This window comes from Undibacterium sp. YM2, assembly GCF_009937975.1.
Classification (GTDB): domain Bacteria; phylum Pseudomonadota; class Gammaproteobacteria; order Burkholderiales; family Burkholderiaceae_D; genus Undibacterium.
The window spans coordinates 170,847-195,718 of sequence record NZ_AP018441.1 but is presented as its reverse complement, the minus strand read 5'-3'; the positions used below and the strand labels follow the sequence as shown (position 1 = coordinate 195,718).

At 50.9% G+C, this 24,872-nt stretch carries 25 protein-coding genes; 14 read left to right on the top strand and 11 right to left on the bottom strand.

Annotated elements, in window-relative coordinates:
* Position 1: 1 nt before the first annotated feature.
* Positions 2 to 625 (bottom strand): hypothetical protein, encoded by a 624-nt coding sequence (locus UNDYM_RS00895; RefSeq protein ID WP_162039331.1) that lies wholly within the window; start codon positions 623 to 625, stop codon positions 2 to 4.
* Positions 626 to 876: 251 nt separating this feature from the next.
* Here UNDYM_RS00895 and UNDYM_RS00890 point away from each other — a divergent pair, with 251 nt between their 5' ends.
* Both UNDYM_RS00890 and map read left to right on the top strand, forming a co-directional pair.
* Entirely contained in the window at positions 877 to 1,089 is a 213-nt protein-coding gene (locus tag UNDYM_RS00890) for a ParD-like family protein (protein ID WP_162039330.1), read from the top strand.
* Positions 1,086 to 1,853 (top strand): type I methionyl aminopeptidase, encoded by a 768-nt coding sequence (gene map, locus UNDYM_RS00885; protein ID WP_162039329.1) that lies wholly within the window; start codon positions 1,086 to 1,088, stop codon positions 1,851 to 1,853. Before UNDYM_RS00890 ends, map begins: the two co-directional genes overlap by 4 nt.
* Positions 1,854 to 1,963: 110 nt before the next feature.
* Here map and UNDYM_RS00880 read toward each other — a convergent pair whose 3' ends face one another.
* Positions 1,964 to 4,165 carry an OsmC domain/YcaO domain-containing protein gene (locus UNDYM_RS00880; RefSeq protein ID WP_162039328.1) on the bottom strand — a complete coding sequence of 734 codons (2,202 nt, stop codon included), beginning with the start codon at positions 4,163 to 4,165 and terminating at the stop codon, positions 1,964 to 1,966.
* A gap of 466 nt (positions 4,166 to 4,631) precedes the next feature.
* Here UNDYM_RS00880 and UNDYM_RS00875 point away from each other — a divergent pair, with 466 nt between their 5' ends.
* The 3 genes from UNDYM_RS00875 to UNDYM_RS00865 all read left to right on the top strand — a co-directional run bounded on the left by UNDYM_RS00875 (position 4,632) and on the right by UNDYM_RS00865 (position 7,015).
* Entirely contained in the window at positions 4,632 to 4,922 is a 291-nt protein-coding gene (locus UNDYM_RS00875) for a DUF4031 domain-containing protein (protein WP_232064315.1), read from the top strand.
* A 74-nt stretch (positions 4,923 to 4,996) separates the two neighbouring features.
* The gene (locus UNDYM_RS00870; protein ID WP_162039326.1) at positions 4,997 to 6,064 is read left to right on the top strand and encodes a thymidylate synthase; all 1,068 of its coding nucleotides are present in this window, start codon (positions 4,997 to 4,999) and stop codon (positions 6,062 to 6,064) included.
* Positions 6,065 to 6,088: 24 nt separating this feature from the next.
* Positions 6,089 to 7,015: a hypothetical protein gene (locus UNDYM_RS00865; RefSeq protein WP_162039325.1), complete on the top strand. Its 927-nt coding sequence runs from the start codon at positions 6,089 to 6,091 to the stop codon at positions 7,013 to 7,015.
* Here UNDYM_RS00865 and UNDYM_RS00860 read toward each other — a convergent pair.
* The 3 genes from UNDYM_RS00860 to UNDYM_RS00850 form a co-directional block, all read right to left on the bottom strand.
* On the bottom strand, positions 6,998 to 8,110 hold the full coding sequence (locus UNDYM_RS00860; protein WP_162039324.1) for an ImmA/IrrE family metallo-endopeptidase: 1,113 nt from the start codon (positions 8,108 to 8,110) through the stop codon (positions 6,998 to 7,000). The two genes, UNDYM_RS00865 and UNDYM_RS00860, sit on opposite strands and share 18 nt — an antisense overlap.
* The gene (locus UNDYM_RS00855; protein ID WP_162039323.1) at positions 8,100 to 8,435 is read right to left on the bottom strand and encodes a hypothetical protein; all 336 of its coding nucleotides are present in this window, start codon (positions 8,433 to 8,435) and stop codon (positions 8,100 to 8,102) included. Before UNDYM_RS00855 ends, UNDYM_RS00860 begins: the two co-directional genes overlap by 11 nt.
* A gap of 664 nt (positions 8,436 to 9,099) precedes the next feature.
* Complete coding sequence (locus tag UNDYM_RS00850) at positions 9,100 to 10,020, bottom strand: LysR substrate-binding domain-containing protein (RefSeq protein WP_162039322.1); 921 nt, start codon at positions 10,018 to 10,020, stop codon at positions 9,100 to 9,102.
* A 114-nt stretch (positions 10,021 to 10,134) separates the two neighbouring features.
* Here UNDYM_RS00850 and leuC point away from each other — a divergent pair, with 114 nt between their 5' ends.
* The 4 genes from leuC to UNDYM_RS00830 all read left to right on the top strand — a co-directional run bounded on the left by leuC (position 10,135) and on the right by UNDYM_RS00830 (position 14,710).
* Complete coding sequence (leuC, locus tag UNDYM_RS00845; protein WP_162039321.1) at positions 10,135 to 11,565, top strand: 3-isopropylmalate dehydratase large subunit; 1,431 nt, start codon at positions 10,135 to 10,137, stop codon at positions 11,563 to 11,565.
* A complete protein-coding gene (gene leuD, locus UNDYM_RS00840; protein ID WP_162039320.1) occupies positions 11,562 to 12,200 on the top strand; it encodes a 3-isopropylmalate dehydratase small subunit in 639 nt (212 codons plus the stop codon). Before leuC ends, leuD begins: the two co-directional genes overlap by 4 nt.
* Positions 12,201 to 12,267: 67 nt before the next feature.
* A complete protein-coding gene (locus UNDYM_RS00835; RefSeq protein ID WP_162039319.1) occupies positions 12,268 to 13,590 on the top strand; it encodes a 2-hydroxycarboxylate transporter family protein in 1,323 nt (440 codons plus the stop codon).
* Positions 13,591 to 13,606: 16 nt separating this feature from the next.
* Entirely contained in the window at positions 13,607 to 14,710 is a 1,104-nt protein-coding gene (locus UNDYM_RS00830; protein WP_370529425.1) for an alpha/beta fold hydrolase, read from the top strand.
* 64 nt (positions 14,711 to 14,774) lie between these two features.
* On the opposite strand, the gene UNDYM_RS00825 is transcribed toward UNDYM_RS00830, so the two are convergent.
* Positions 14,775 to 15,116 (bottom strand): YciI family protein, encoded by a 342-nt coding sequence (locus UNDYM_RS00825; RefSeq protein WP_162039318.1) that lies wholly within the window; start codon positions 15,114 to 15,116, stop codon positions 14,775 to 14,777.
* 61 nt (positions 15,117 to 15,177) lie between these two features.
* Positions 15,178 to 16,995 carry a glutamine--fructose-6-phosphate transaminase (isomerizing) gene (gene glmS, locus UNDYM_RS00820; RefSeq protein WP_162039317.1) on the bottom strand — a complete coding sequence of 606 codons (1,818 nt, stop codon included), beginning with the start codon at positions 16,993 to 16,995 and terminating at the stop codon, positions 15,178 to 15,180.
* Between the two features lie 155 nt (positions 16,996 to 17,150).
* Between glmS and UNDYM_RS00815 the strand changes: the two genes are divergently transcribed.
* Positions 17,151 to 17,621, top strand: coding sequence for an Lrp/AsnC family transcriptional regulator (locus UNDYM_RS00815; protein WP_162039316.1), 471 nt, complete (start codon positions 17,151 to 17,153; stop codon positions 17,619 to 17,621).
* A 196-nt stretch (positions 17,622 to 17,817) separates the two neighbouring features.
* On the opposite strand, the gene UNDYM_RS00810 is transcribed toward UNDYM_RS00815, so the two are convergent.
* The 3 genes from UNDYM_RS00810 to UNDYM_RS00800 all read right to left on the bottom strand — a co-directional run bounded on the left by UNDYM_RS00810 (position 17,818) and on the right by UNDYM_RS00800 (position 20,294).
* Positions 17,818 to 18,609 (bottom strand): ABC transporter substrate-binding protein, encoded by a 792-nt coding sequence (locus tag UNDYM_RS00810; protein WP_232063659.1) that lies wholly within the window; start codon positions 18,607 to 18,609, stop codon positions 17,818 to 17,820.
* 90 nt (positions 18,610 to 18,699) lie between these two features.
* A complete protein-coding gene (locus UNDYM_RS00805; RefSeq protein WP_162039314.1) occupies positions 18,700 to 19,524 on the bottom strand; it encodes an ABC transporter substrate-binding protein in 825 nt (274 codons plus the stop codon).
* 80 nt (positions 19,525 to 19,604) lie between these two features.
* Positions 19,605 to 20,294 carry a Crp/Fnr family transcriptional regulator gene (locus UNDYM_RS00800; RefSeq protein WP_232063658.1) on the bottom strand — a complete coding sequence of 230 codons (690 nt, stop codon included), beginning with the start codon at positions 20,292 to 20,294 and terminating at the stop codon, positions 19,605 to 19,607.
* Between the two features lie 120 nt (positions 20,295 to 20,414).
* Here UNDYM_RS00800 and UNDYM_RS00795 point away from each other — a divergent pair, with 120 nt between their 5' ends.
* Genes UNDYM_RS00795 through UNDYM_RS00785 form a run of 3 tightly spaced genes read left to right on the top strand, consistent with a single transcriptional unit; the run spans position 20,415 to position 22,616 of the window.
* Positions 20,415 to 21,005, top strand: a complete 591-nt coding sequence (locus UNDYM_RS00795) for an HD domain-containing protein (protein ID WP_162039313.1) — start codon at positions 20,415 to 20,417, stop codon at positions 21,003 to 21,005.
* A gap of 40 nt (positions 21,006 to 21,045) precedes the next feature.
* The gene (locus UNDYM_RS00790) at positions 21,046 to 21,801 is read left to right on the top strand and encodes a class II aldolase/adducin family protein (protein ID WP_162039312.1); all 756 of its coding nucleotides are present in this window, start codon (positions 21,046 to 21,048) and stop codon (positions 21,799 to 21,801) included.
* Positions 21,798 to 22,616: an SDR family oxidoreductase gene (locus UNDYM_RS00785; protein WP_162039311.1), complete on the top strand. Its 819-nt coding sequence runs from the start codon at positions 21,798 to 21,800 to the stop codon at positions 22,614 to 22,616. The genes UNDYM_RS00790 and UNDYM_RS00785 overlap by 4 nt, the downstream gene beginning before the upstream one ends.
* A gap of 74 nt (positions 22,617 to 22,690) precedes the next feature.
* On the opposite strand, the gene UNDYM_RS00780 is transcribed toward UNDYM_RS00785, so the two are convergent.
* The gene (locus tag UNDYM_RS00780; RefSeq protein WP_162039310.1) at positions 22,691 to 23,740 is read right to left on the bottom strand and encodes a porin; all 1,050 of its coding nucleotides are present in this window, start codon (positions 23,738 to 23,740) and stop codon (positions 22,691 to 22,693) included.
* Positions 23,741 to 24,105: 365 nt separating this feature from the next.
* On the opposite strand from UNDYM_RS00780, the gene UNDYM_RS00775 reads away from it, so the two are divergent.
* Complete coding sequence (locus UNDYM_RS00775) at positions 24,106 to 24,843, top strand: hypothetical protein (RefSeq protein WP_162039309.1); 738 nt, start codon at positions 24,106 to 24,108, stop codon at positions 24,841 to 24,843.
* The last annotated feature ends 29 nt before the right edge of the window (positions 24,844 to 24,872 follow it).

The following is a 24,872-nucleotide window of genomic DNA, read 5'->3' as shown; positions in this document are numbered from 1 at the left end:
GCTATTTAAACGGTGCCGTACTATCACCTGCAAGTAGCATTTGCGGCACCTGGGTAAAAGCAGTAAACACACCCGTGCCACTTGGGCGGTCCAGCACGAACACCATGTCGTAACGTGAACCTGGCCAAGGCTGCGTCGGCAAATTCGAGAAGTTGGCCGTACCTGTCTTTTTGAGCAATTCGTTCAGCACAGAGTCCTGACCTGGCCCCTGCCAGATGTCCTCATGCTGCCAGGAGATAAGCACCGTACCCGATTGCGCCAGCACACTGGCGACCATGCCATCGCTGTGTTTATAGTGATCTTTGTCGAAAGAAGTATTCGGCGTCAGTTTCAACTTCGCAGCCAGTGCAGAGATAGTCTGATACGGCCTCTGGCTGGGCTCCTTGCCACCAGCAGTCGCTGGATTGGACGCGTAAATGAAATTGGGTACAGCCAGTTCTGCATTCTGGAACTGACCATAGCTGGGGTTAAACAAACTGGCGATACCACCTGCTCTTTCCCAGCCCAGCGTAATCAAGGACTCGTTATCGCTCCCACCCAGCAAATTAATGCCACCGTATTCGCTGCCGCCATAAGTGCCAGGCTTTTCTGCATGGCGGATGATCATGATCTTGGTCGGTCCCATATTCTCTTCCTTTTTTTGATGGATGCAGGAGGTAACAGAATTCTCGTCAACTTATTGCCAGTCAAACTTGCCAGTAAAACACCAGAACTGCCTATGCCAGACTATATAGCCAACTGCCTTTGTTGACCAGAGTGCAATGACAAAATCACACGGCGGCACATCTCTGGCAAGATTTGCATTCAAAAAGCTGCTTGCATTGCTGCTCGTGAAGCATATACAATCCATATACGTTTCATATATAAAGGTGCGACATGGGCATAGTCAACATCGACGACGATCTGCACGACCAGATACGCAAGGCAAGCGCGGTAGCTTGTCGCTCCATCAATGCGCAAGCCGCTTTCTGGATCAAGATAGGCATGTTGTGCGAAATGAACCCGACCATGTCTTTTAATGAGATTGTGGTACACGAACTGAAAGCTGCAGGTGTGGAACCCCTGGCTTTCAGGGGAGCGTTAACATGACCAAGCGACCAGAAGAAATCGCCCTGATGGCAGAATCAGGCAAGCTGCTGGCGAGCGTGTTTACCCATCTGGATCAATTGAATCTGATCGGCATGTCCACCATGCAGGTAAATGACCTGGTCGACAACTTCATCGTCAATGAACTCAAGGCCCGCCCGGCAAGCAAGGGCCAGTACGGCTATGCCTATGCCTTGAACTCATCACGCAATAGTGTGGTGTGCCATGGCGTACCATCTGTAACAGAAATTTTGCAGGACGGTGATATCGTCAATTTCGATATCACCCTGGAGAAAAACGGTTTTATCGCCGACTCCAGCAAAACCTATCTGGTCGGCGAAGTAACAGCATCTGCCAAACGTCTGGTGCAAGTGACCTATGAAGCCCTGTGGAAAGGCATCAAAGCCGTGCGACCTGGTGCCAGGCTGGGTGACATAGGCCATGCCATTGAAAGCCATGCCAGGAAAAATGGTTACTCGGTCGTCAGGGAGTATTGCGGACACGGCATAGGCCGCGAAATGCACGAGCCGCCGGAAGTGCTGCACTGGGGACGGCCACGCACAGGCCTGATATTAAAGGAAGGCATGGTGTTCACCATAGAACCCATGATCAACCAGGGTCGCCACGATGTAGAGACCGAAGACGATGGCTGGACTGTCGTCACCATAGACGGGAAATTATCTGCCCAGTTCGAGCATACGGTCGCCGTCACAAAAAGCGGTGTACAGGTATTAACCTTGCGGCCTGGGGAAAGAGCTTTGGCCTGAAGCTCGTCGTTGCATATGCGGGTGGATTTACGAGTGAATACGCAAGTGGATATGCACCCGCCTGGTCTGCAATGAACATCATCATTGCAGACCAGTCATACGTGAGCAGCTTACTTCGATGCAGCAAATTTGCTGCGCGCCGCATGCAGTTTCTTGTAACTATCGATCAGGCGCGCATGCCTGTCCAGCCCTTCGAGTTTCATGCTGGTTGGTGTCAGGCCGTAAAAGCGCACGCTGCCATCGACTGAACCCAATACCGCATCCATACGCTCATTACCAAACATGCGGCGGAAGTTGACGACGTAATCATCCAGTTCCAGCTCATCATCGAGCGTCACTTCCAGCACCACATTCAGGGCCTGATAAAACAAACCGCGATCAACCGTGTTGTCGTTGTATTGCAGGAAGGTTTCGACCAGTTCTTTCGCTTCTTCAAAGTCCTGTAAGGCGAGATTGATCAGCAGCTTCAATTCAACAACCGTGAGCTGGCCCCAGATCGTGTTCTCGTCAAACTCTATGCCTATCAGGGTGGCGATGTCGCTGTATTCGTCGAGCTCATTATTCTCCAGACGTTCCAGCAAGTCTTCCAGTTGTTCATCATCCAGCGTATGCAGATTCAGGACATCTTTGCGGAACAGCAGGGCCTTGTTGGTGTTATCCCAGATCAGGTCTTCCACCGGATAAACTTCAGAATAACCCGGCACCAGGATACGGCAGGCCGTAGCACCCAGATGGTCATACACAGCCATGTAGGCTTCTTTACCCATCTCCTTGAGTATGCCGAACAAGGTCGCGGCTTCATCGGCGTTCGAATTTTCACCTTGACCAGAAAAATCCCAATCAACAAATTCGTAATCAGCCTTGGCACTAAAGAAGCGCCACGACACTACACCGCTGGAATCGATGAAGTGCTCCACAAAATTATTTGGCTCAGTCACTGCATTGCTGACAAAGGTAGGTTGCGGCAAATCATTAAGGCCTTCAAAACTGCGGCCTTGCAGCAACTCTGTCAGGCTGCGTTCCAGCGCCACTTCCAGACTGGGGTGTGCACCAAAGGACGCAAACACGCCACCCGTGCGCGGGTTCATCAGGGTCACGCACATGACAGGGTATTGTCCACCCAGCGACGCATCCTTCACCAGCACAGGGAAGCCCTGTTCTTCCAGCCCCTGTATGCCAGCCACAATGCCAGGGTATTTCGCCAGCACTTCTTGCGGTACATCCGGCAAGGCAATTTCACCTTCGAGAATTTCACGCTTGACGGCACGTTCAAATATCTCGGACAGACATTGCACCTGCGCTTCAGCCAGGGTATTACCGGCACTCATGCCATTGCTGGCGTACAGGTTTTCAATGAGATTAGAAGGGAAATAAACGACCTCACCATCTGACTGCCGCACATAAGGCAGCGAGCAGATGCCACGCTCTGCATTGCCAGAATTGGTATCGATCAGATGCGAGCCACGCAGCTCACCCTCAGGATCATAAATCTCGCGACTATACTCATCCAGTATCTCTTTAGGCAGCGCATCCCTCTTGCCAGGCTTGAACCAGCGCTCTTCCGGGTAATGCACAAAGGCTGCATTGGCAATATCTTCACCCCAGAACGAACCGGCATAAAAATGGTTGCAACTCAGGCGCTCGATATACTCACCCAGGGCCGACGCCAGCGCGCTCTCTTTGGTCGCGCCCTTGCCATTGGTAAAACACATGGGCGAATGCGCATCGCGTATATGCAGCGACCACACATTAGGAATAATATTACGCCACGAAGCAATCTCTATCTTGATACCCAGCCCCGCCAGCAAGCCAGACATATTCGCAATGGTCTGCTCCAGCGGCAAATCCTTGCCCAGGATATACGTGGCTGCATCCGCAGACGGGTTCAAGGTCAGCAAAGCCTGCGCATCCGCATCGAGATTCTCAACCTCTTCAATCACAAACTCCGGCCCCGCCTGCACCACTTTTTTGACTGTACAACGGTCGATGGACCGCAAGATACCTTCACGGTCTTTGGCAGAAATATCCGCAGGCAACTCCACCTGTATCTTGAAAATCTGCGCGTAACGGTTTTCAGGATCAACAATATTATTCTGCGACAGCCGTATATTTTCAGTCGGGATATTGCGGGTATTGCAATACAGCTTCACAAAATAAGCCGCACACAAGGCCGACGAAGCCAAAAAATAATCAAAAGGACCAGGCGCAGAACCATCCCCCTTATAACGGATAGGCTGATCAGCCACCACCGTAAAATCATCGAACTTGGCTTCAAGACGAAGCTTATCGAGAAAGTTAACCTTAATTTCCATGGGGGAGTTCCAGAATAGTGTACGAAAACGTGTAGGCGGTATTATCCGTCTTTTCTGGGGTGGGCAGGTGGAGCTTGTTGATTTGTCTTAAATATAACCGGTTGGCCACGTTCTTTGAGCAAACGGGAGTAGATGTCGTATGCACGCTCACCCCTACACTGCCATTTTGCTTCTGCGATACTGTGACAAATCAAATTACAACGCAAAATCGCTTCATAGAAAATCAGAGACGAGCATATTCATACCAACTCTTACTTTCACCAATTATAATTTGAGCCCCCATAAATCTTTATTGCATGCAGCGTGAGGAGAACTGCGCCTAATTTTTTTGCCAATTTTGATATGTAAATTATGAGAATCGCCAATCTGTTCTTAAGACCCAACAGATTAGTATTAATGCTATTTTAATTAGCAATATTAATATAGAATAAATTAACTTTATGAGGTAATAATTTTGGCTGTATATGTGGATAATGTTCGGATAGCCTGGCAAGGACGCCAATGGTGCCATTTAGTCGCCGACTCGCTCGATGAACTGCATCTGTTTGCAAAATCTTTAGGGTTGAAGCGCGCTTGGTTTCAGGCACATGCCTCACTACCCCATTACGACGTTACTGTCGAAGTTCGAATTGTGGCATTGAGTCGGGGTGCAATGCCAGCTGACCGACGCACACTCATTTCGCGCGGCCGACAACTAAAACTTGAGCTTATCGCGTCACTTAATAGAGCAGAACCGCAGTTACGACTGTTTGAGTAATTTTTGACTATTCCACTTCATCAGATTTCGCGGCTCCATCAGCTAAATGCCCCATTAGACTTACTATTTCCGTTATGTATCTGAGCGCAGAAACCCTTGATGACTTACTCATAAAAGTTTATCGGCGCTTGCTGCGAAAGCGTGGCTCATCTGATATTACGCCTACGAAAGGACCTGCAACAGAGATTAATGGGGCACTGCTTCAAATTAAAAATCCACGAGCCCGTATAAGCCGAACTGAACGGAAGAGTACCTTGTTCAGTTGCTTAGGAGAATTCCTGTGGTATCTTTCAGGCTCGGATAAAGTGAGTTTCATCCAATACTACATACGTGACTATGGCAAGTATTCTGATGATGGGAAGACCATTTATGGAGCATACGGTCCTCGCCTATTCGATCTAAACGGAGCAATTAACCAAGTTCAGAATGTCATCAAAACTCTAAAAGCGAGCAATACATCGCGAAGGGCCGTTATTCAACTTTTCCGCGGAGAGGATTTAGCTGACAACCTTGAAAGCCGACGCGAGGACCTTCCGTGTACCTGTACGCTACAATTCACAATTCGCAACCATCAGCTCCATGCAATGGTCATGATGCGGTCGAATGACGCGTTTTTGGGACTGCCGCATGATGTCTTTGCGTTCACGATGTTGCAGGAACTCATTGCACGCTCATTGGGTGTTGAAGTCGGTCCTTACAAGCATGCTGTTGGTAGTCTTCATCTTTACACCGAACATACGAAAGCAATGCAGGATTATCTTGAGGAAGGTGTGCAGGAGCGAGTTCCAATGCCACCAATGCCGCTTGGTGACCCATGGCCATCTGTCAAAAATCTTTTGAAGGCAGAGCGAACAATTCGACAGGGAAAACAGCCTTCTTTTGCTGACCTAGACCCATACTGGGGCGACTTTGTACGACTGCTTGAGGTGTTCCGATATTCTCGAGATTCAGCCAAGGGTGAACAGAGAAAGAATATTAACGAAATCAAAAAGAAAATGAGTTCTACTTTTTATGACGCTCATATTTTAAAACGTCAACGCCGAATTCCAAAAGCTGTACAACCGACAGAACCCATGCTCTTCGATGTCGAGGAACTTGATGCCCAACAGCCCGCGGGCGATAACGAAGAAAATATCCGGTAAGTATTCCCAAATATATTAAGCGATATGAAAAATCCAAAACTCGCAGCACAACTTGAGCAGCAACTCACAGACTATCGAGTTAACGGGAAACCGTTACCAGGCATCCCATCCCAAGAAGAACTCACTGCCCTTGTAAGTCAAATGATAGACAGTGTTGCGCGGATCAAATACGTGAAAACTATTTCAACGCGGGAAGTTTCACTAAGCCGCATAAACCCTAAAGATGCCGTAATGTTCGACCCACTTCGGGCAGCAGTCCATTATATGCGTTCAGGTAATGAGGATGAAGCCTTTTGGTTGATCTTCCTTTTCGTACATTGCGGGAAACATCTTACGAAAGGATATGGTTTGCTGAGAATGGTATATGGTGCGTTCAATGACCAGTTTGTTTGGACGTGGGATAGATTTTCGAAAAATCCCAATGACTTCTCTATGTGGCTCCATCAACATCTTGATAACATAAAAAAGCAGCGAGCGAGTTTCCCGTTTGGAAACCATCGCAAATATGAAAGTCTGGGCAAATTGGATGTCATTCTTAAAAGCTATGCTGACTGGGTAGGTCCGACTCGGTCACACAAAGACCTCATAGATAGAGCTCAGGCAAAAGTTGGAACTGATCCTAAGAAACTATTCGACTACTTGTATAGGGACATGAATGCCGTACATCGATTTGGAAGAACTGGTAAATTTGACTTCCTAACTATGGTGGCAAAAATTGGCTTAGTCAACTTAGAACCTCCATCAGCGTACATGAAGGATGGGACTGGACCAGTGCGCGGCGCACGCCTACTTTTCTGCGGAGCGGTAGACAATAAATCACTTTCAAAAAAGGCTCTAGATGAGCTCTCCGTACAACTCGATAAAACTTTGGGGGTAGGGATGCAGGTAATAGAAGACTCCCTCTGCAATTGGCAGAAGAGCCCGAAAAAATATTTAGCTTTTCGCGGTTAGCTGGTCCCACTTGTACCGAGTTTTTAAACGGTTAAAGCGATCGCGCCTAACAAATCCACGAAACTGCATTTGCCCCACTACGATCCCATAAGATACTCCTGCATCTTGTGCAAGTCTCATGATGCCTTTCAAAGTCTTAGCCGCCTCCCGCATTCGAGTTTGAAATCCATGAGGTATTAGTTGCTCAGAGGCAAATGCATTAGCCTCTTCCTCTCTAGGAGACTTGGGGCCGTCAGATGTTTCAAGAATCAGTAAATCAGCATCCCAATGCAATATTAGATGAGCCGCTTCATGAAAGAAAGAAAACCAGAATTGGTCATCGCTTAAATAGCGGAAGCTCAGCAGCAATACGGCCTTATTCGGATTAGCAAAGAAAGTCGCTCCACTAGCTCTACATCCAGTCGGCGCTTTTATTACAACAACAGCAACACCGACTTCTGCGCAATAATTTTGGAGCTTTGGAAGAAACTCTGATGGAGCAGCTATTTTTGTCAAACTGCGTATTTTTGTCAATTGCGCTTTAAATCGCTCAGGACTCCAGTTCTGGCATTCAATCTTCGCAGCTTGCAACTCACCGAGTCTGAGCCACGTGGACGTAGCTGGAACATTTTCAAGGTAGGCATCAGTTGTTCGAAACGCGGTCGCTGCTCTAACGTCTACATAAGTCCTATACCATGCATCGAGATTAGGTACATCAAAAAAACTAAGGCATCCACGAAGTTTTTCTTTCTGATCTCTGGTCGACTCAATCAATCCAAGGCTTTGCATTTCTTTCAGAGGGAGACTTTTTAACCAAGACTTATATTCTTCTTTTTCTGGATCAACCCCCTCATTCAACTCAGTCAATTGCTTTCGGTACTGCTCTTCGCGACGCAACCAAAAATTGGCTGATGCTCCGAGATTAGTCTCTAGATGAGTAGCAACATAAGCAGTAAGAGCGCTCTTTCCAGACAAGAGATTATCGAATTCAGCCTCAGTCATGCTAACCAAATTTGCCAATTTAGTCGAAGCAATCCCCCTTGATTTCATCAAATCACAAATGGTTCGACCCGGCGGAACAGCCCACATGGGCGCAAAATCAATTTCAGTTCTCATTGGCACGCTCAATAGATAATATCTTTACTCGCGTTACCTGTTTCCAGTCCAACTTTCCTGGAGTACCAGGAGGGGGATTATGATTAGCAGCAGCGCGAACATGGTATTCATCATCAATAAAAATAATTATCTGGCTATCAGACGCTTGGTCAAATTTTGCTAAACCCCAATCAACGAGGTCCGATGGTGAATCGGCCGCTTTCAAGTCCGCAAGGCGAGCATGAAGCGATGGTCCAGCGAGTCCACCGTATTTGCGTTTTGCCGAAACAGTACTCTCGCAAACTTTTCGAAGATTTTCGTCTTGAAACGCCAATTGTATAGGCATCAGATTAATTATGTCAGCGGCTGAATTGCCAGCGTGCCGAAACTATATTCCCGCCACGTGCGCCATGGATTAATGAGGTCACGCTTACCAACGCTGCGTGGCGAGATTAAATTCTATAAAAATTTTCGTAACATTTTAACTATAACAAAAATACCAAATGCAATGGAAGAAGTTTACTTTGATTTACATCTTGTACTAACAACCGTAATATAACTCTCGGTAAAACGTTGAAAAGAATTCTCAATTCATTTTATCTGAGCAACTTGTCATTATTCACGTTAGCACAATCGTCAAATAATTATTTACTAAATTTTGATCATTCTGATACATCCATGTGCGAGCAGCAAGTTCAAATTATCCTAATTTCTTCCGAATCATAAACTAGCAGAATATACAGAAATACTTTGGCATCAAGATTCTGGTTCAAAACCAAATACCTTAAGCTCCTGCTCACTGCGACAAGCTTTGGCGAGACGTGCGGCCAGAACGATGGCATCATCTCTTGAAGGAAGCTTAAGTACTGCGAAGCCCCCATTGAATGGGGATGCCCGCGGGGGTTGCATCCATCAGCAACTACACCATTGTGCCGATACCTGAACGGGTACTACTATTTCATCAATGCCATCTGAGAAAACGCAATACCTTCTTGCCCATCCAAGCTCTGCTACCACCCACTATTAACACCATCCTGCGAACGATACTGCCTGAAATATTTTTCCAGGTGACCCACAAATGCCAGCACCTTGGCAGACAAATTGTTCTTCATAGGATAAACAGCATGAATGTCTGCATTGGGCAGTTTCCAGTCGCTTAGTACTTCACGTAGCCGGCCAGATTGCAGGTAGGGGGCGACGTTCCAGTCTGAGCGCAGCAAGATGCCCTGACCCTGCAAGGCCCAACTGACTGCTGATTCGCCGTCGTTGGTTGATACCGTGCCGCGCACTTTTACGGTTGCCTGCGAATTTGCGTTGTGCAGATGCCAGGTACCATAAGTCTCATCACTTTCGCGAATGACGATGCAGCGGTGGCGTTGCAGGTCGGTTGGTGTCAGTGGTGTGCCGTGGCGTTCAAGGTAGATGGGGGATGCGCACAAGAGGCGGCGGTTGCAGGCGATTTTTCTTGAGGTGACCCTGGCGTCTGGGACTTCTCCAAATCGTATGCAGACATCAAAGCCATCGTCGGACAGGTTGACGGGTCTGTCTGTCAATTGCATCTGCACTTCAACGTCCGGGTAGATTTCTACAAAGCCTGCGATGGCGGGTGCAATGAATTGTCTGCCAAATCCAAAGCTGGCGTTCACGCGCAGCAGGCCTTTGGGGACGGCCTTGCTGCTGGACAGGCGTTGTTCCAGCTCTTCAAGTGCGGCCAGGATTTTTTGGCCCTCGGCCAGATATAACTCGCCTTCTGGCGTTACAACGGCCCGTCTGGTGGTGCGGTTCAGCAGGCGTATGCTGAGACGCGCTTCCAGGTTGGCGAGCCGCCTGCTGACGGCAGCGGTGGATACGCCAAGCTCCTGCGCGGCGCCTGAGAGCGTGCCTGCCTTCACTACTTCGGTGAAAAAAGCGACATCAGATACTGAGCTCATTTTTGCGTTTAAGTTAAAAACAGTTTGATTTTCAAGTCATTGTAAATCAATTCGCAATAAATTAACTTGTCCTGCACAAGAAGTTTATCCAGATTAAATCTACAGGAGACTTGCATGACTGAATTGCCAGGTACAGCAAAAACGCTATACCAGAAGCTGGTGGAAACCCATACGGTAGCCCGCCTGGATGAGCAAAACGTGTTGCTGTATGCCGATTTGCATATCATGAACGAATACACCAGCCCCCAGGCATTTGCAGCATTGACCCATGCCAGCAGGAAGGCTGCCCAGCCTGGCCAGAACCTGGGGGTGGTCGATCATATTATCCCCACTCACCCGCTGGCGATACGCACGATTACCGAGCCAAATTCTGCCCTGCAGGCATCGAACCTGAAGCGTAATTGTGATTTCCATGGCATACCCTTGTTTGATACCAATGACCGTTACCAGGGCATAGAGCATGTCATCGCGCCTGAACTTGGCATGGTCAGACCGGGCATGGTGATACTTTGTGGTGACAGCCATACCACCACCTATGGTGCTTTTGGTGCGCTGGGTTTTGGCATCGGTACGTCAGAAGTGGAGCATGTGCTGGCTACGCAGACGCTGGTCTATCGCCTTGCGCTGGACATGCGCATCCATGTCGCGGGCCGCTTGCCCACAGGCACGACGGCGAAAGACCTGATCTTGCTGATCATTGGCCAAATCGGTGCGCAAGGTGCGCGCGGTTATGTGCTTGAATTCTGTGGCGAAGCGATCAGCGCGCTGTCCATGGAAGCGCGCATGACCCTGTGCAATATGGCTGTTGAAGCAGGTGCGCGCGGTGCGCTGATTGCGCCAGATGCGACGACCATAGACTATGTGAAAGCGCATTGCCCTGATCTGGTCGGCGATATGCTGGTCATGGCACAAGCGGACTGGGCTGATCTGCATAGCGACAACGGTGCCAGCTTTGACCTTGAGCTGCATTTTGATGCGAATGATGTAGAGCCTTATGTCACCTGGGGCACCAGCCCTGACCAGGCAATTCCCATCACAGCCCGTATCCCCAACATGCCAATAGAGACTGGCAATGCCCTGCGTCACACCATGGAACGCGCGCTTCATTACACAGGTTTGCATGCAGGTGATGGCGTAGAAGGCTTGCCAGTTGATGTGGTTTTTATAGGCTCTTGTACCAATGCGCGTATTGAAGACTTGCGTGCAGTCGCCGCGATTGTCAAAGGGCGCTATGTTGCGCCTGCCGTTCGCGCCATGATCGTGCCGGGTTCAGGCGAGGTCAGGCGGCAGGCAGAAGCAGAAGGTCTTGCCCAACTTTTTATCGATGCGGGTTTTGAATGGCGTCAGCCCGGTTGCTCGATGTGCCTGGCCATGAACGACGATGTGTTGAGCCCGGGCCAGCGCTGTGCATCTACCACCAACCGCAATTTTGAAGGCCGCCAGGGTCGCGGTGCGATCACCCATCTCATGAGCCCGGCCATGGCTGCGGCAGCTGCTGTAACTGGCCGCATTACCGATGTGCGCAAATTAGGAGTACAGGCATGACTGTTCAAACCCGAATCGAAGGTATTGCGGCACCCTTGCCAGTCGCCAACCTGGACACTGATCAAATCATGCCCAAGCAATTTTTGCTGCGTATTGACAAGGCTGGTCTGGCTAAAGGTCTGCTGTATGACATGCGTTTTGATCTGGATGGAAACAGCCGCCCGGAGTGCGTGCTTAACCAGACTGAATACGCTGGCACAAGGATATTGGTGGGTGGCCCCAATTTTGGTTGCGGTTCCAGCCGCGAACATGCGGTCTGGGGTCTGCAACAGTATGGGATTGACGCTGTCATTGCCCCCAGCTTTGGAGAGATATTTTATTCCAACGCCATGAACAACAAGCTCATGCTGGTGGCACTTGCCCAGGCCGATATTGACTTGCTTCTTGCTGATATCAGCAGCCCTTCAGACAAGCATGTGCTGATTGATGTTGAGAGCATGACAGTGCGCAGCAAAAGCCTGGCTGCCTCGTTCTCTCTGTCTGAACGCCACCGCCGCATGTTCCTCGAAGGCCTGGATATGGTGGGTGCAACTCTCGCCATGCAAGAGCAGATCAATGAATTTGCAACAAGTCATTGGCAGAAACGCCCATGGCTAAAAAATCTGGCAAGCAAGACCAGAGAAAGTCTGACTTGAACAAGCCATAACGAGCAATACGACCGGACATTCGTGCGGCGTAATATTAAAAATAATGGAGACAAAAATGCATATAGAAACAGCTTTGCCTGCAGAACCAGCAGGATCAGGTTCTTGGAGCAGGTTAATGGCGATCCGTATCGGGCCACTACCATTGCCGGTGTATATCGTATTGGCAGTAATCACTATCGCAGCCGCCATCAATCATCGTTTGCCGAATGACTTGATCGGTGGTTTGGCGGTCATGATGTTAGCGGGCTTTTTGCTTGGTGATCTGGGCAACAGAATCCCGCTACTTAAACACATAGGCGGATCAGCCATACTCTGTCTGTTCGTGCCTTCGGCTCTGCTTGGCTATAACCTGTTTGACCAGGATATGCACAAGGCACTGACGACAGCAATGAAGACGGCGAACCTGCAATATCTGTACATTGCCTGCCTGGTTGTCGGCAGCATATTGGGCATGAGCCACAAGGTGCTGGTCCAGGGTTTCATACGCATGTTTATCCCATTGCTGGTTGGTACTGTCGCTGCAGTTGGTGCAGGCCTCGCCGTTGGCATGTTGCTGGGTTATGAGATGAAACATGTGTTCTTCTACATCATCATTCCCATTCTTGGTGGCGGTATTGGTGAAGGCATCCTGCCCTTGTCGATTGCCTATTCAGAGATCACGACGACGCCACAAGCGCAAATTGTTGCCACCCTGATCCCGGCTGCACTGATAGGCAATGTGGTGGCAATTTTGTCGGCTGGTGCCCTGAGCTGGTTTGGCAAGAAGCGCCCGCAATATAGTGGCAATGGCACCCTGGTACGCAATGGCAATGATCAGGAATTGCTGGCCAAACAAAACGAAGCGCCACTCAACATCAGCCTGATGGGGGCTGGCCTGTTGCTGACCTGTGCATTCTTCATTCTGGGTTCGGTACTGGCACCAGTGACGGGCATCCCCGGCCCTATCCTGATGATCATCGGCGCAGCCTTGGTCAAGGTCAGCAAGATCATGCCAGCGAATATGGAGCTTGGTGCTTACCAGATGTACCGCTTCATGACGAACAACCTGACATTTGCGATATTGGTGGGGCTGGGGACTTTGTTTGTTCCTTGGAACCAGATGGTCAATTCGCTCATTTTGTCCTATTTCGTGATCTGCGCTTCCATCGTTCTGGCGATGGTGGCAAGTGGCTTCGGCATAGGCTTTTTGATGAAAATGTACCCTGTTGAATCAGCCATTGTCACTGCCTGCCATAGCGGGCTGGGTGGTACTGGGGACGTAGCGATACTGTCTGCTTCGAACCGTATGGAGATGATGCCCTTCGCGCAAATTTCTACCCGCATCGGTGGTGCAGCTATGATAGTCATGGCGACGATATTGATGAAGATTTTTAGCTGAAACCTTGGAGAAATTGTTGACAAATGCAGATAAGAAAACCCAGGAGAGCGCCGTGCCAGAATCCCCAAAAACAATAGTAGCAGCTACCGCTAAAGCAAGCACTGAAGCGGGTAAAATCAATACTCGCAGAAGAAGCCTGCTTGCCGGTGCAGTATCGGCGGCAACGCTGACATTACCCAGTAAAGGATACCCTGTGAATACACCCGTGCCCCCACAAGGTTCAGCAATTGCCGGCATGTTCCCGGGCTTCAAAAGCCGCACGCTCAACACCAGCGGCACCACGATTCAAACCCTGGTGGGTGGCCAGGGCCCGGCACTGCTGCTATTGCATGGGCATCCGCAAACCCTGGCTTGCTGGCATAAAATCGCACCGGCATTGGCGCAACATTTTACGGTCGTGCTGACCGACCTGCGCGGCTATGGGGACTCAGGCAAACCAGAAGGTGGTGAAAGTCACATAGGGTATTCGAAGCGACTCATGGCGCAAGACCAGGTTGAAGTCATGCAGCAACTGGGCTTTTCTCGCTTCCAGGTGGCTGGCCATGACCGTGGCGGGCGCGTCGTTCACCGCATGCTGCTTGATCATCCAGATGCGGTAGAACGCGCAGCCCTGCTCGACATCGCCCCCACTGCGACCATGTATGCATCGACGAATATGGCATTTGCCAGCCGTTACGTGTGGTGGTTCTTCCTGATACAGCCAGCGCCCTTGCCAGAAAAATTGATAGGCGCCAACCTGGAATTTTATCTGGAACACCATATCAACAAACAAAACAAAACCCCAGGCGCAATCACGCCCGCAGCCTATGCAGAATACCGCCGCTGCTACACAAGCGAAACCCTGCATGCAGTCTGCGAAGATTACCGGGCCGCAGCATCGATAGACCTTGAACACGATGCTGCCGACGCCGACAAAAAAATCCAGTCACCCTTGCTGGTATTGTGGGGAGCCAAGGGCGTTGTCGGCAACACCTATGATGTGCTGAAAACCTGGCAAGAAAAATCTGTCGATGGCGCAGTCAGCGGTGGTGCGCTGCCTTGTGGACACTACTTGCCAGAAGAAGCGCCGGAACAAACACTGAATGCGTTTCTCAACTTCTTTAGAAAAGCTGAGGGGTAATTTTAGATTATTGAACGATCATGAAAAGTTGCTCAGGCCTGATTCAGAACTAAGGCCGCGAGCATCACGACTCCGGGTCTAGTCCAAATACTCTAAGCTCCTGATCACAACGGCAGGCCTTCGCAATACGTGCAGCCCAGTCGATGGCCTCTTCTTTTGATGGTAGCTCAAGTACCGTAAAGCCGCCATTGAGTGGCGGTGCCCAAGTGTAACCTCCCTCAGCGACTGCGCCATTGGCCGACACCAGAACGGGCGGCACTGTTTCATCAATGCCGCCAGCGAAAACGTAGACGCCTGCCTCCTTGGTCTCCTGTATCACGGCGTGGGCGTCTCGCCCTACCTGCTCCATCTCGGTGTCAGCTACTTTCATTGCAGCACTGGGGAATGAAATGAGATACTTTGCCATGATCTGCTTTCTCCAAAAATGGGGGCCTGGTGATCGTGGCAATGTAACTCAATGTCCTGCCCTATTCAACTGTCACACTCTTTGCCAGGTTGCGTGGCTTGTCAACATCCGTCCCCCGCGCAAGTGCGGTGTGGTAGGCCAGCAATTGCAGTGGCACTACGTGCAGTATGGGGGACAGTTGGCCGTAGTGTTCTGGCAGGCGGATGACATGTACGCCTTCGCTGGAGGTGATGCGGGAGTCGGCGTCGGCGAAGACGTAGATTTCGCCGCCTCGGGCGCGGACTTCTTGCATGTTGGACTTGAGTTTTTCTATCAGGGTGTCGTTGGGGGCGACTGTTACTACCGGCATCTCCTTGGTGACCAGGGCCAGGGGGCCGTGTTTGAGTTCACCAGCTGGATAGGCTTCGGCGTGGATATAGGAAATCTCTTTGAGTTTTAATGCCCCTTCGAGGGCGATGGGGTAATGCAGGCCGCGACCGAGGAAGAGTGCGTTTTCCTTGCGGGCGAATTCTTCTGCCCAGGAGATGATTTGCGGTTCCAGCGCCAGCACGGCGCTGATGGCGACGGGCAGGTGGCGCAGGGCACGAATATGTTCTGCTTCATCTGTCTCGGTTAGGCGGCCTTTGCTTTGGGCCAGTGACAGTGCCAGCAGGAAGAGTGCTGCCAGTTGTGTGGTGAAAGCCTTGGTGGAAGCGACGCCGACTTCTACACCGGCATGGGTAATGTATGACAAGGCGCACTCACGCACCATGGCGCTGGTGGCGACATTGCAGACGGTGAGGGTGTGCAGCATGCCCAGGCTGCGTGCATGTTTTAGTGCGGCCAGGGTGTCTGCGGTCTCGCCACTTTGCGAGATCGTGACGACCAGTGAATTGGGGTTGGGCACGCTTTCGCGGTAGCGGTATTCGCTGGCGATTTCTACATTGACGGGGATTTTGGCGATTGCTTCTATCCAGTATTTGGCCGTCAGGCCAGCGTAATAACTGGTGCCGCAGGCGAGTATCAGGACTGAGTCTATCTGCTTGAAGACTTTGTAGGCACCGTCACCAAACAACTCGGGCATGATGCTGATGACGCCTTCGAGCGTGTCGGCAATCGCACGTGGCTGCTCGAAGATTTCTTTTTGCATGTAGTGGCGGTAAGGGCCGAGCTCAGCGGCGCCGCTGTGGGCGTGTACGGTTTTCACTTCGCGCTGGACTGATTTGCCTTCGCTATCGACTATCCATACTTTTTGCAGTTGCAGGTCTACCACGTCACCTTCTTCGAGATAGATGATCTGGTCGGTAGTGCCTGCCAGTGCCATGGCGTCGGATGCGAGGAAGTTTTCACCCTGGCCAACGCCGACGATGAGTGGAGAACCCTGGCGGGCACCAACGACACGGTGCGGTTCATCACGGCAGAAGACGGCAATCGCAAATGCACCGGTCAGGCGCTTGATGGCGATTTGCACGGTCTCGAACAGATCGCCGCTGTAGAGGTGATCGATGAGATGGGCGATGACTTCGGTGTCGGTCTGGCTTTCAAACACATAGCCAGCCTGTGTCAGTTCTGCGCGCAGTTCTTCATGGTTTTCTATGATGCCGTTGTGCACGAGAGCGATGCGCTCACGCGAGAAATGCGGGTGGGCATTTGATGATGATGGTGCGCCGTGCGTGGCCCAGCGGGTGTGGGCGATGCCGGTAAAGCCAGCAAGGCCGGACTGGTCTATCTGTGCCTGCAGGTCTGCCACGCGGGATGTACTGCGTGAGCGTTGCAAGTGGCCATCGACATGCAGGGCGACGCCGCATGAGTCATAGCCACGGTATTCAAGCCGCTTCAAGCCTTCGAGCAAGACTGGGGTGATATTGCGTTGAGCAACTGCGCCGACGATACCGCACATGGTGACCTCTGATAAAGAATGAATATGTGTTCATGCTAAAGCAGATGGCTTGATATTTTCTTTCAAAATTAATCTATTGTTGAAATTTATAGAACATCAATTTTCTATTTGAACTATTATTTCAATATATAAGAAAATTTGGAATTATCAATCACATGCTAACTATCAATGAGCTCGATGAACTGGATAAACGCATTTTGCAACAATTGCAAAAAGATGCCTCGCTAACCAATCATGAGCTGGCCTTGCGGGTGCATGCGTCTGCACCCACCTGCCTGCGCCGCGTGAAGCGGCTGACGGATGAGGGCATCATCAGCCGCCAGGTGGCGCTACTGGATGCCGGAAAGCTGGGAGCGGGCCTGACTGCCATCGTCGAAATCACGCTTGATCATCAGGCGACGGAGAAGCTGGTGGAATTTGAGCAACTGGTGGCGCAGGAAGGGGCGGTGCAGCAATGTTACCGCGTCTCGCAAGGGCCGGATTTTGTGCTGGTGATACAGGTGGCAGACATGGCGGCTTATCATGCGCTGGCGCACAGGCTGTTTGCGACCCATGCGAATGTGCGTAATGTGCGTAGTTTTTTTTCTATCTTGCGCAGCAAGTTTGAAACAGCTATCGCATTGTAAGAAGGGCTTGCCAAAAATCGTCCCAGCAAGGCTATCGCTTTAGGAAACCTCCCTTGCAAGGGAGGTTCGTTACGTTGGCAGACAACATGTTGTCTGAAACCCCAAAACACCGTAGCGACGAAGACAGTACTTTGGTACAAGGTCTTGTTGAATGCGGGAGCTGCAACGCAGCTGGGGCGGTTTTTGGCAAGCCCATTCAGCGTGGGCGTATGCTTTCTTTCAAAACATTCGCAGGGTAATAACGTTGAAAACCCTTCCAGACCATGCCGGATTTAGCGACCTGTTCGAGCAAATCTTTGAGGGCAAGGCTGTCTTCAGCGCTCAATGATTTTTTGGAAATATAGGCACCGCTGTCGCCCCAGGGCAGCTCGGGGATGGGTTCAAACCGTAATTTCTCCAGCATGTCTTGTACGCGCCCATCGTCCATGATGGCACCTGCAAGTATGGAGGGAGCCATGATGGTGATGTCGGCAATGCCGGCTTTGAGCAAGCGTGCGACTGACAATGGGTCAGCATCAAGATACAGGCGTTTTTGTCTGCTCAGCTCCTTGATCAAATCCTGGTAAGCAGGGCCATAATCAAAGCCACGTACCAGGGCAACTTTGAGGTCTTTTTTGTCGAGCAGGTCTTGTACCGAGCTGATGACAGGGCGATTGCTCTCCAGCGAAATGAGGGTTGCGCGGTTATAGATCATGGGGATGAAGATGCCATGCTCATCGCGCTTGGGGGTGCGGCTGGCGGGGATCAGCAGGTCTGCCCTGCCGGTTTCAAACATCAGTTCCATCCTTGCCCTGGGTACGGCGCTAAGGGCAAATTTGCAGGCCTCTTTTTCCATGAGACTGCGCAACAGGTCCGGGTATATGCCATCAATTTGCTTACCGCTGATGATGACGCTACGCCCTGTCGAGGCGACAGGTACAGTGATTACACGGGTACAGGCGGCAAAGCCCTGGTCAGCGGACACCGCCAGGGCGGCAAACAAGCTCATGCGTAATATTGTTCTGTATATCTGAAAAACCATTAATCTCTGTCCGCTTTATATTCTTGCTGTCAATAATCTTGAACCTGAGCTGCAACGCTAACGCGGGCGATTGCCTTCTTTCAGCACTTCGGGTTTGTAGTAACGTGAAAAGCCTTTCCAGACCATGCCTGAACGGGCTGCCTTTTCCATCATTTCTTGCAGGGCATTGCGGTCATCCTGGCTCAGGCTTTTCTTTGACAGGTAGATACCGCTGTCGCTCCAGGGTAGTTCAGGCAGGGGGTCAAACCTGAGTTTGTCGGCGATGTCTTCTACCCTGGTATCGCCCTGCACTGCCCCGGCAAAAATATACGGTGCCATGATGGAGAAATCAGCCACGCCTGATTTCAATACCCTGGCTGCAGATACGGTATCAGCCTCGACGATGAGCCTGCCCTGTTTTTGCAGCTCGGCAATGATGGCCTGATAAGCTTCGCCATAATCAAATCCACGCACGACCACGACCTTGAGGTTTTTTTGTTCCAGCAATTCTTGCTGGCTATGGATGGCAGGTCGTGCGGATTGCAGGGATATCAGTGTGGCCCGTGTATAGATCAGGGGAATGAAGTAGCCAAGCTCGTCCCGTTTGGCAGTACGTATGGCGGGGAACAGGACATCGGCCTGGCCGTTTTCAAACAATACTTCAAGGCGGGCACGCGGCACAGCCGAAAACAGGAACTGACAAGTTTCTTTGGAAGACAGACTGCGGAAGAGATCGGGATAAATACCACCTATGCTGTCACCATTGACGATGACGCTGTATCCCAGAGAAGTAACAGGGGCATTGATCACACGTGAACAGGCAGCCCGGGCGTGCAAAGGAGAAAGTCCCAGGAAGGACAGCAGAACTACGCGCAAGACTTGCCACTTCGTCAGCATACTCATCAAGACTCACCTTGATCACGATTCTGTACACGATAGAGCATAACAATGCTTTGCGGCAAGCAAGATTACGCTCAAGAAAGTCACTCTTTGTCACATAATACGGACAGCCTGCTTTCTGACAGGATTTCTATGCTGCCATAGGCAAGCCTGATCAGATCATGTTGCCTGAAAAACTGCAATTCCTTGGACAGGGTCTGGCGCGTCATGCCCAGCATCATGGCCAGTGCCTCCTGGGTAACTGTTACCAGGGCATGACCATCCTGTTGCCGGTTCGCTACTTCAGCCAGCAACAGCAAACGACGCGCCACCCTGGCCCGTACTGAACGCAGGCCTGCATCTTCCACTATGCCATATAACAGGCGTATGCGCTTTGCCAGCATGCGGGTAATCGCGTTGGCAAAGGAATTGCGCTGCATCAGGATGTTAAAAACTGGTGGCTCCAGCACCAGCAGCTCGACCTCACTGAGTGCGGTGGCGTCATGGGTACGCGGCTCGCCATCGATCAGGGAAATTTCACCAAACCAGGTGGCAGCATCAAGAAAGATGAGGATGGCCTCTCGCCCCTCGGCACTAAGGGTGGACATCTTCACCGTACCGCTGAGCAGGGCATAAAAGCCATTGGGCTGGTCACCCTGGCGAAACAACATTTCACCAGGCCGCAAGCGCAAATGTTCGCAAGAGGCTAACATGGTCTTGCGGTCTGCCACTGGCAGGCTGGCAAACCAGGGGTCGGCCAGCAGGATGCTCATCAGGTTTGCTTGTGATGCCATGAAAGAATAATTGCCTGCATGAATAGATGGGCTGAATTGTAAAGTATTTGACAGTTAGGCTTGAAAACTGCGTTTAAGGTATGGCTGTTATGTCTATGTATCTACTCAGGGAGTATGCAAATGCAACATCGCGCGCAATTTGTCCGCATGGAGGACAGTACCCAGGAAGACTGGCAAATCATAGGTGGAGAGTTCAGGCGTTTTGCCCAGGGCTTGCCAGACAGAGTCATGCAGCACCTGCGTTTGCTGGAAGGTGACTACGGCGGCTTCCCGGTTGATCGCTTTACCCATTCGCTGCAAACCGCCACACGGGCACTGCGCGATGGCCGTAATGATGAATATGTGTGCTGCGCCTTGTTGCATGACATAGGTGACACGCTGGGCTCATTCAATCACCCGGATATTGCGGCTGCCATCCTGAAGCCTTTTGTCAGTGAGGAGAACCTGTGGATGGTGGAACACCATGGCATATTCCAGGGCAATTATTTTTTCCACCACATAGGCATGGACAGGAATATGCGCGAGCAATTCCGTGGCCACCCGCATTTCGAGCGCACGGCAGAGTTTTGCGCCTTATACGATAACCCGTCCTTCGATGCGCATGCAGAGACTTTCCCTCTGGTGGAGTTTGAACCCATGCTGACCAAGCTGTTCAGCCAGCCGCGCAATACGATTTACAAAACCGCTGTCAGCGGCAACAACGACAAATAAACACAAACCCGAGTCACAAAAAAACAACACCGGAGACATCATGGAAATACGTTCAGTCAAAGATCAGGTCAGCGCAGAAGAATGGCAATTACGTGTCGATCTGGCCGCCTGTTATCGCCTTGTCGCTCTGTATGGCTGGAGCGACCTGGTATTCACCCATATTAGTGCACGCATACCCGGGCCTGAGCATCATTTCCTCATCAACCCCTATGGTTTGATGTTTGATGAAATCACGGCTTCCTCTTTGGTCAAGGTAGATCAGCAGTGCAACAAGGTGATTGACTCCCCTTTTCCGGTGAACCCGGCTGGCTTTGTCATCCATAGCGCCGTACATGCGGCGCGTGAAGATGTGCAATGTGTTTTGCATACGCATACACGGGCAGGGGTCGCGGTTAGCGCACAAAAATGTGGTGTGCTGCCGCTGTCGCAGCAATCAACTTTTGTGCTGGCGTCGCTGGCTTATCATGACTATGAAGGCGTTGCCTTCAGGGAAGATGAGAAACCACGCTTGCAAGCTGACATGGGACAGGCTAACTTCCTGATGTTGCGCAATCATGGCTTATTGACAGCGGGCAAGTCGATCGCCGATGCCTTCCTGTCCATGTACACCTTTGAAGCGACTTGCCAGATACAACTGGCAGCGCAAGCTGGTGGTGAACTGGTCCATGTGAATCCCATCATCGTCAAAGGGGTGTCAGAAGCCATGCGCGTACAGACTGGTGGGCTGGGTGGTGCCTTTGTCTGGCCGTCCTTGATACGCAAACTTGATCGAACGGATGAAAGCTATAAACTATGAAGGCAAAACACAAGGTTGTTATCATTACCGGCAGTTCAGATGGGATAGGGGCAGAAATCGCGCGTCAACTGGCTAAAAAATATGGCCCCAGTCTGGCATTAGTGCTGGCGGCACGCAATGAAGAAGCTCTCAAGAAAGTCGCCGCCGAATGCAAGGCCTTTGGTGCTGTGTCACATGTGGTAAAAGCCGATGTAGGTGTGGAAGCCAATTGCCGCCACCTGATAGAGGTAGCGGTAGAGCAGTTTGGCAGTATCGATGTGCTCATCAATAATGCGGGCAAGTCTGCCCAGGCCCTGCTCGAGGAAGTGGATAACCTGGGCTGGTATCAGGAGCTCATGCGCATCAATTTCTGGGGCAGTGTCTGGTGCACGCATGCTGCCCTGCCCCATCTCAAAAAATCACGCGGTACCATAGTCGCGGTATCTTCACTGGCTGGCCTGATCGGTGTACCGGGCCGCACTGCGTACAGTGCCAGCAAGTTTGCCATGGGTGGTTTTTTTGAGAGCCTGCGTTCAGAACTGAAAGACGCTGGCGTCAGGGTGACCGTGGCCTACCCTGGCGTAGTGGCTACCCAGATACGCTATCACGGTTATAACGCGGCTGGAGAAGCAGCGGGCAAGAGCGGTTTGAAAGAAGACGACGCGATGTCGATAGAAGAATGTGCCTCACTCATCATACGTGGCTATGAACGTGGTGACCGTGACGTCGTCATGAGCTTCAAGGGCAAGTTGGGGCGCTGGCTGAAACTGATTGCACCTGGTCTGGTTGAGAAGATGGCGATGGCGGCTTTGAAGAAAGAAGTCAGGCCGCATTGAAGCAACCACATCGAGACACAAAAGCCCTGAACTGTCTGGCAGTTCAGGGCTTTTGATTTTATAGCGCCATACGATTAAAAGCGGTGTTGGATACCAACTGTCGCCGATGTCTGGTTCGATGCAAAACCTGCATCGTCACGCGATACGCCAGTCAGCTTGTTATTGCTGGCCTTGGCATAGCCTGTGGCGATATAGATATCAGTGCGTTTCGACATCGCATACTTGGCGCGCAGCACCAGCATGCCTGGATCAGCATCTGCACCTGATGCGACATTCTTGATGTCCTGATAGTAGTAGACGCCCGTCAGAGTCCAGGAAGGTGCCACTGCATAATTGGCACCCAGCCACAGTGTGTCACTACGCTGATCTGCAGCGCCTGTGGCCAGGGTCTTTTTGAAATTGCGGTAGCCGGCAAACACTTTGGCGGGACCAAAATCATAAGACCCACCCAGGTGCAATACCTTGGCCTGGTCATAAGTGCCGTTGGCTATCGGTGCACTATTATTTTGCTCATAGGTGATGACAGCTGCCCACGGGCCATCGAACGCGCTGGCCGCAACGATGTATTTGGCATTGCCTGAGGTATTGCCTGCCACTTCACCAAAGCCATAAGTTGCACCGAGTTTGTAGCCCTTGCCGTCATACTGGTATTTCAAGAGATTGGATACACCAGTCAGCATGCCATCTTTACGATTGCCAGTGGCACCGGCAGAAGTTGCCCAGGAATATTGCGGCGCATAACCCATAGGGTCGAACGGCAGGATGAAATCATAGGTGGTGCTGTAAGAACGGCCAGCAATGATGCGGCCAAAATCACCTTGCAGGCCGACATTGGCCTGACGGCCAAAGATGTCACCATCAGACGCACCGGTATCGAGCAAGACACCGCCTTCGAGTTGCATAATGGCTTTCAAACCGCCACCCAGGTCTTCACTGCCGCGCAAGCCAAAGCGTGAGGTATTCATGCCGCCGCTATTGAGCTTGAACTGGCTGTCCTTATTGGCATTCGCATTGTTGTTGTACGTGATATTGGCATCAATGAGGCCGTAGATGGTGACGCTGGTTTGCGCATGTGCTGCTGTCGCCATGCATGCCAGCGTGGCCGCGCCGAGTAACTTCTTCATCGGTGTTCTCCTATAGAAATTTTTGTTTTGCAGACAACATGCGTGTCATGTGGTCGGTTCACATGCTAAGGAGTGCAAGCTTTCAGTTGCCTTTCTAAGCCAGTTTCACTTATCAAACCGACATCATACTGTTGCGGAATTGCCTCTCTGCAGGCTCTCCCGGAGCCTTCATACACCATAGACAGAAATTTCCTGTTTTGCCAGAACTCATTTCACGCCAGTTTTTTCAGTCTTCACACCAGATTCCTGCCACTGATCTCATACCGGTGGTGACTTGCGCGACCAGCCCTTAATCTGACATTGCCGTACCGAACAACACACAAACACAGCTTATTAACTTACTGAATAATTTACTGGAGTCCATCATGAAAAACCTCTTTACTACAACTACCATCAAAACCGTTTTGCTTGCCGCCGGTATCGCCACTCTTGCTGCCAGCAATGCCATGGCATTTTCGGAAACTGAATTCAAGACTGCCGTCAAACAACTGGTCAGTACACCGGCCATCAGCCAGGAACAATATGTCGCCAATGCTGTGACTGCATGGTTGAATCAGGACTACATTAATTCACTGGCCCAGGCTGAAATAGATGCCAGCAGAACAGCTAACCAGCAAGCAGCAAATACCTTCAGCAATTTGCTCAAACAAGAACCAGGTAATCCTTTGCTGATGTCTTATGCCGGTGCAGCAACTGCCAAGTTTTCACTCGACAAATTCGCCAAAGCTGAAAAAACCACCGCACTGGAAGATGGCACGGCGATGGTAGAACAGGCTTTGCAACTGGCAGACAATAGCCCTGCCATGCATGGCAGCGTGCCTGTGGCACTGGAAGTGCGCTTCGTCGCTGCCAGCACTTATCTGGCCGTTCCAAAAATAATGAACCGTCACGACAAGGGTGAGCAATTGCTGAAAGATGTTATCGATGCGCAGCAGTTTGCCCAGACTGATGTGAATTTCCGTGGTGCGGTGTGGATGCGTGCGGCGACTCTGGCAGCAGAAAAAAACCAGGCTGAAGAAGCGAAGAAATACCTGAATGAGATAGTCAAGAACAATGCGCCACAGGCTGTGAAAGCTGCGCAGTTATTGCAAACATTATCCTGATTTTTTGATGTGTATTACTGTGTAGCGGC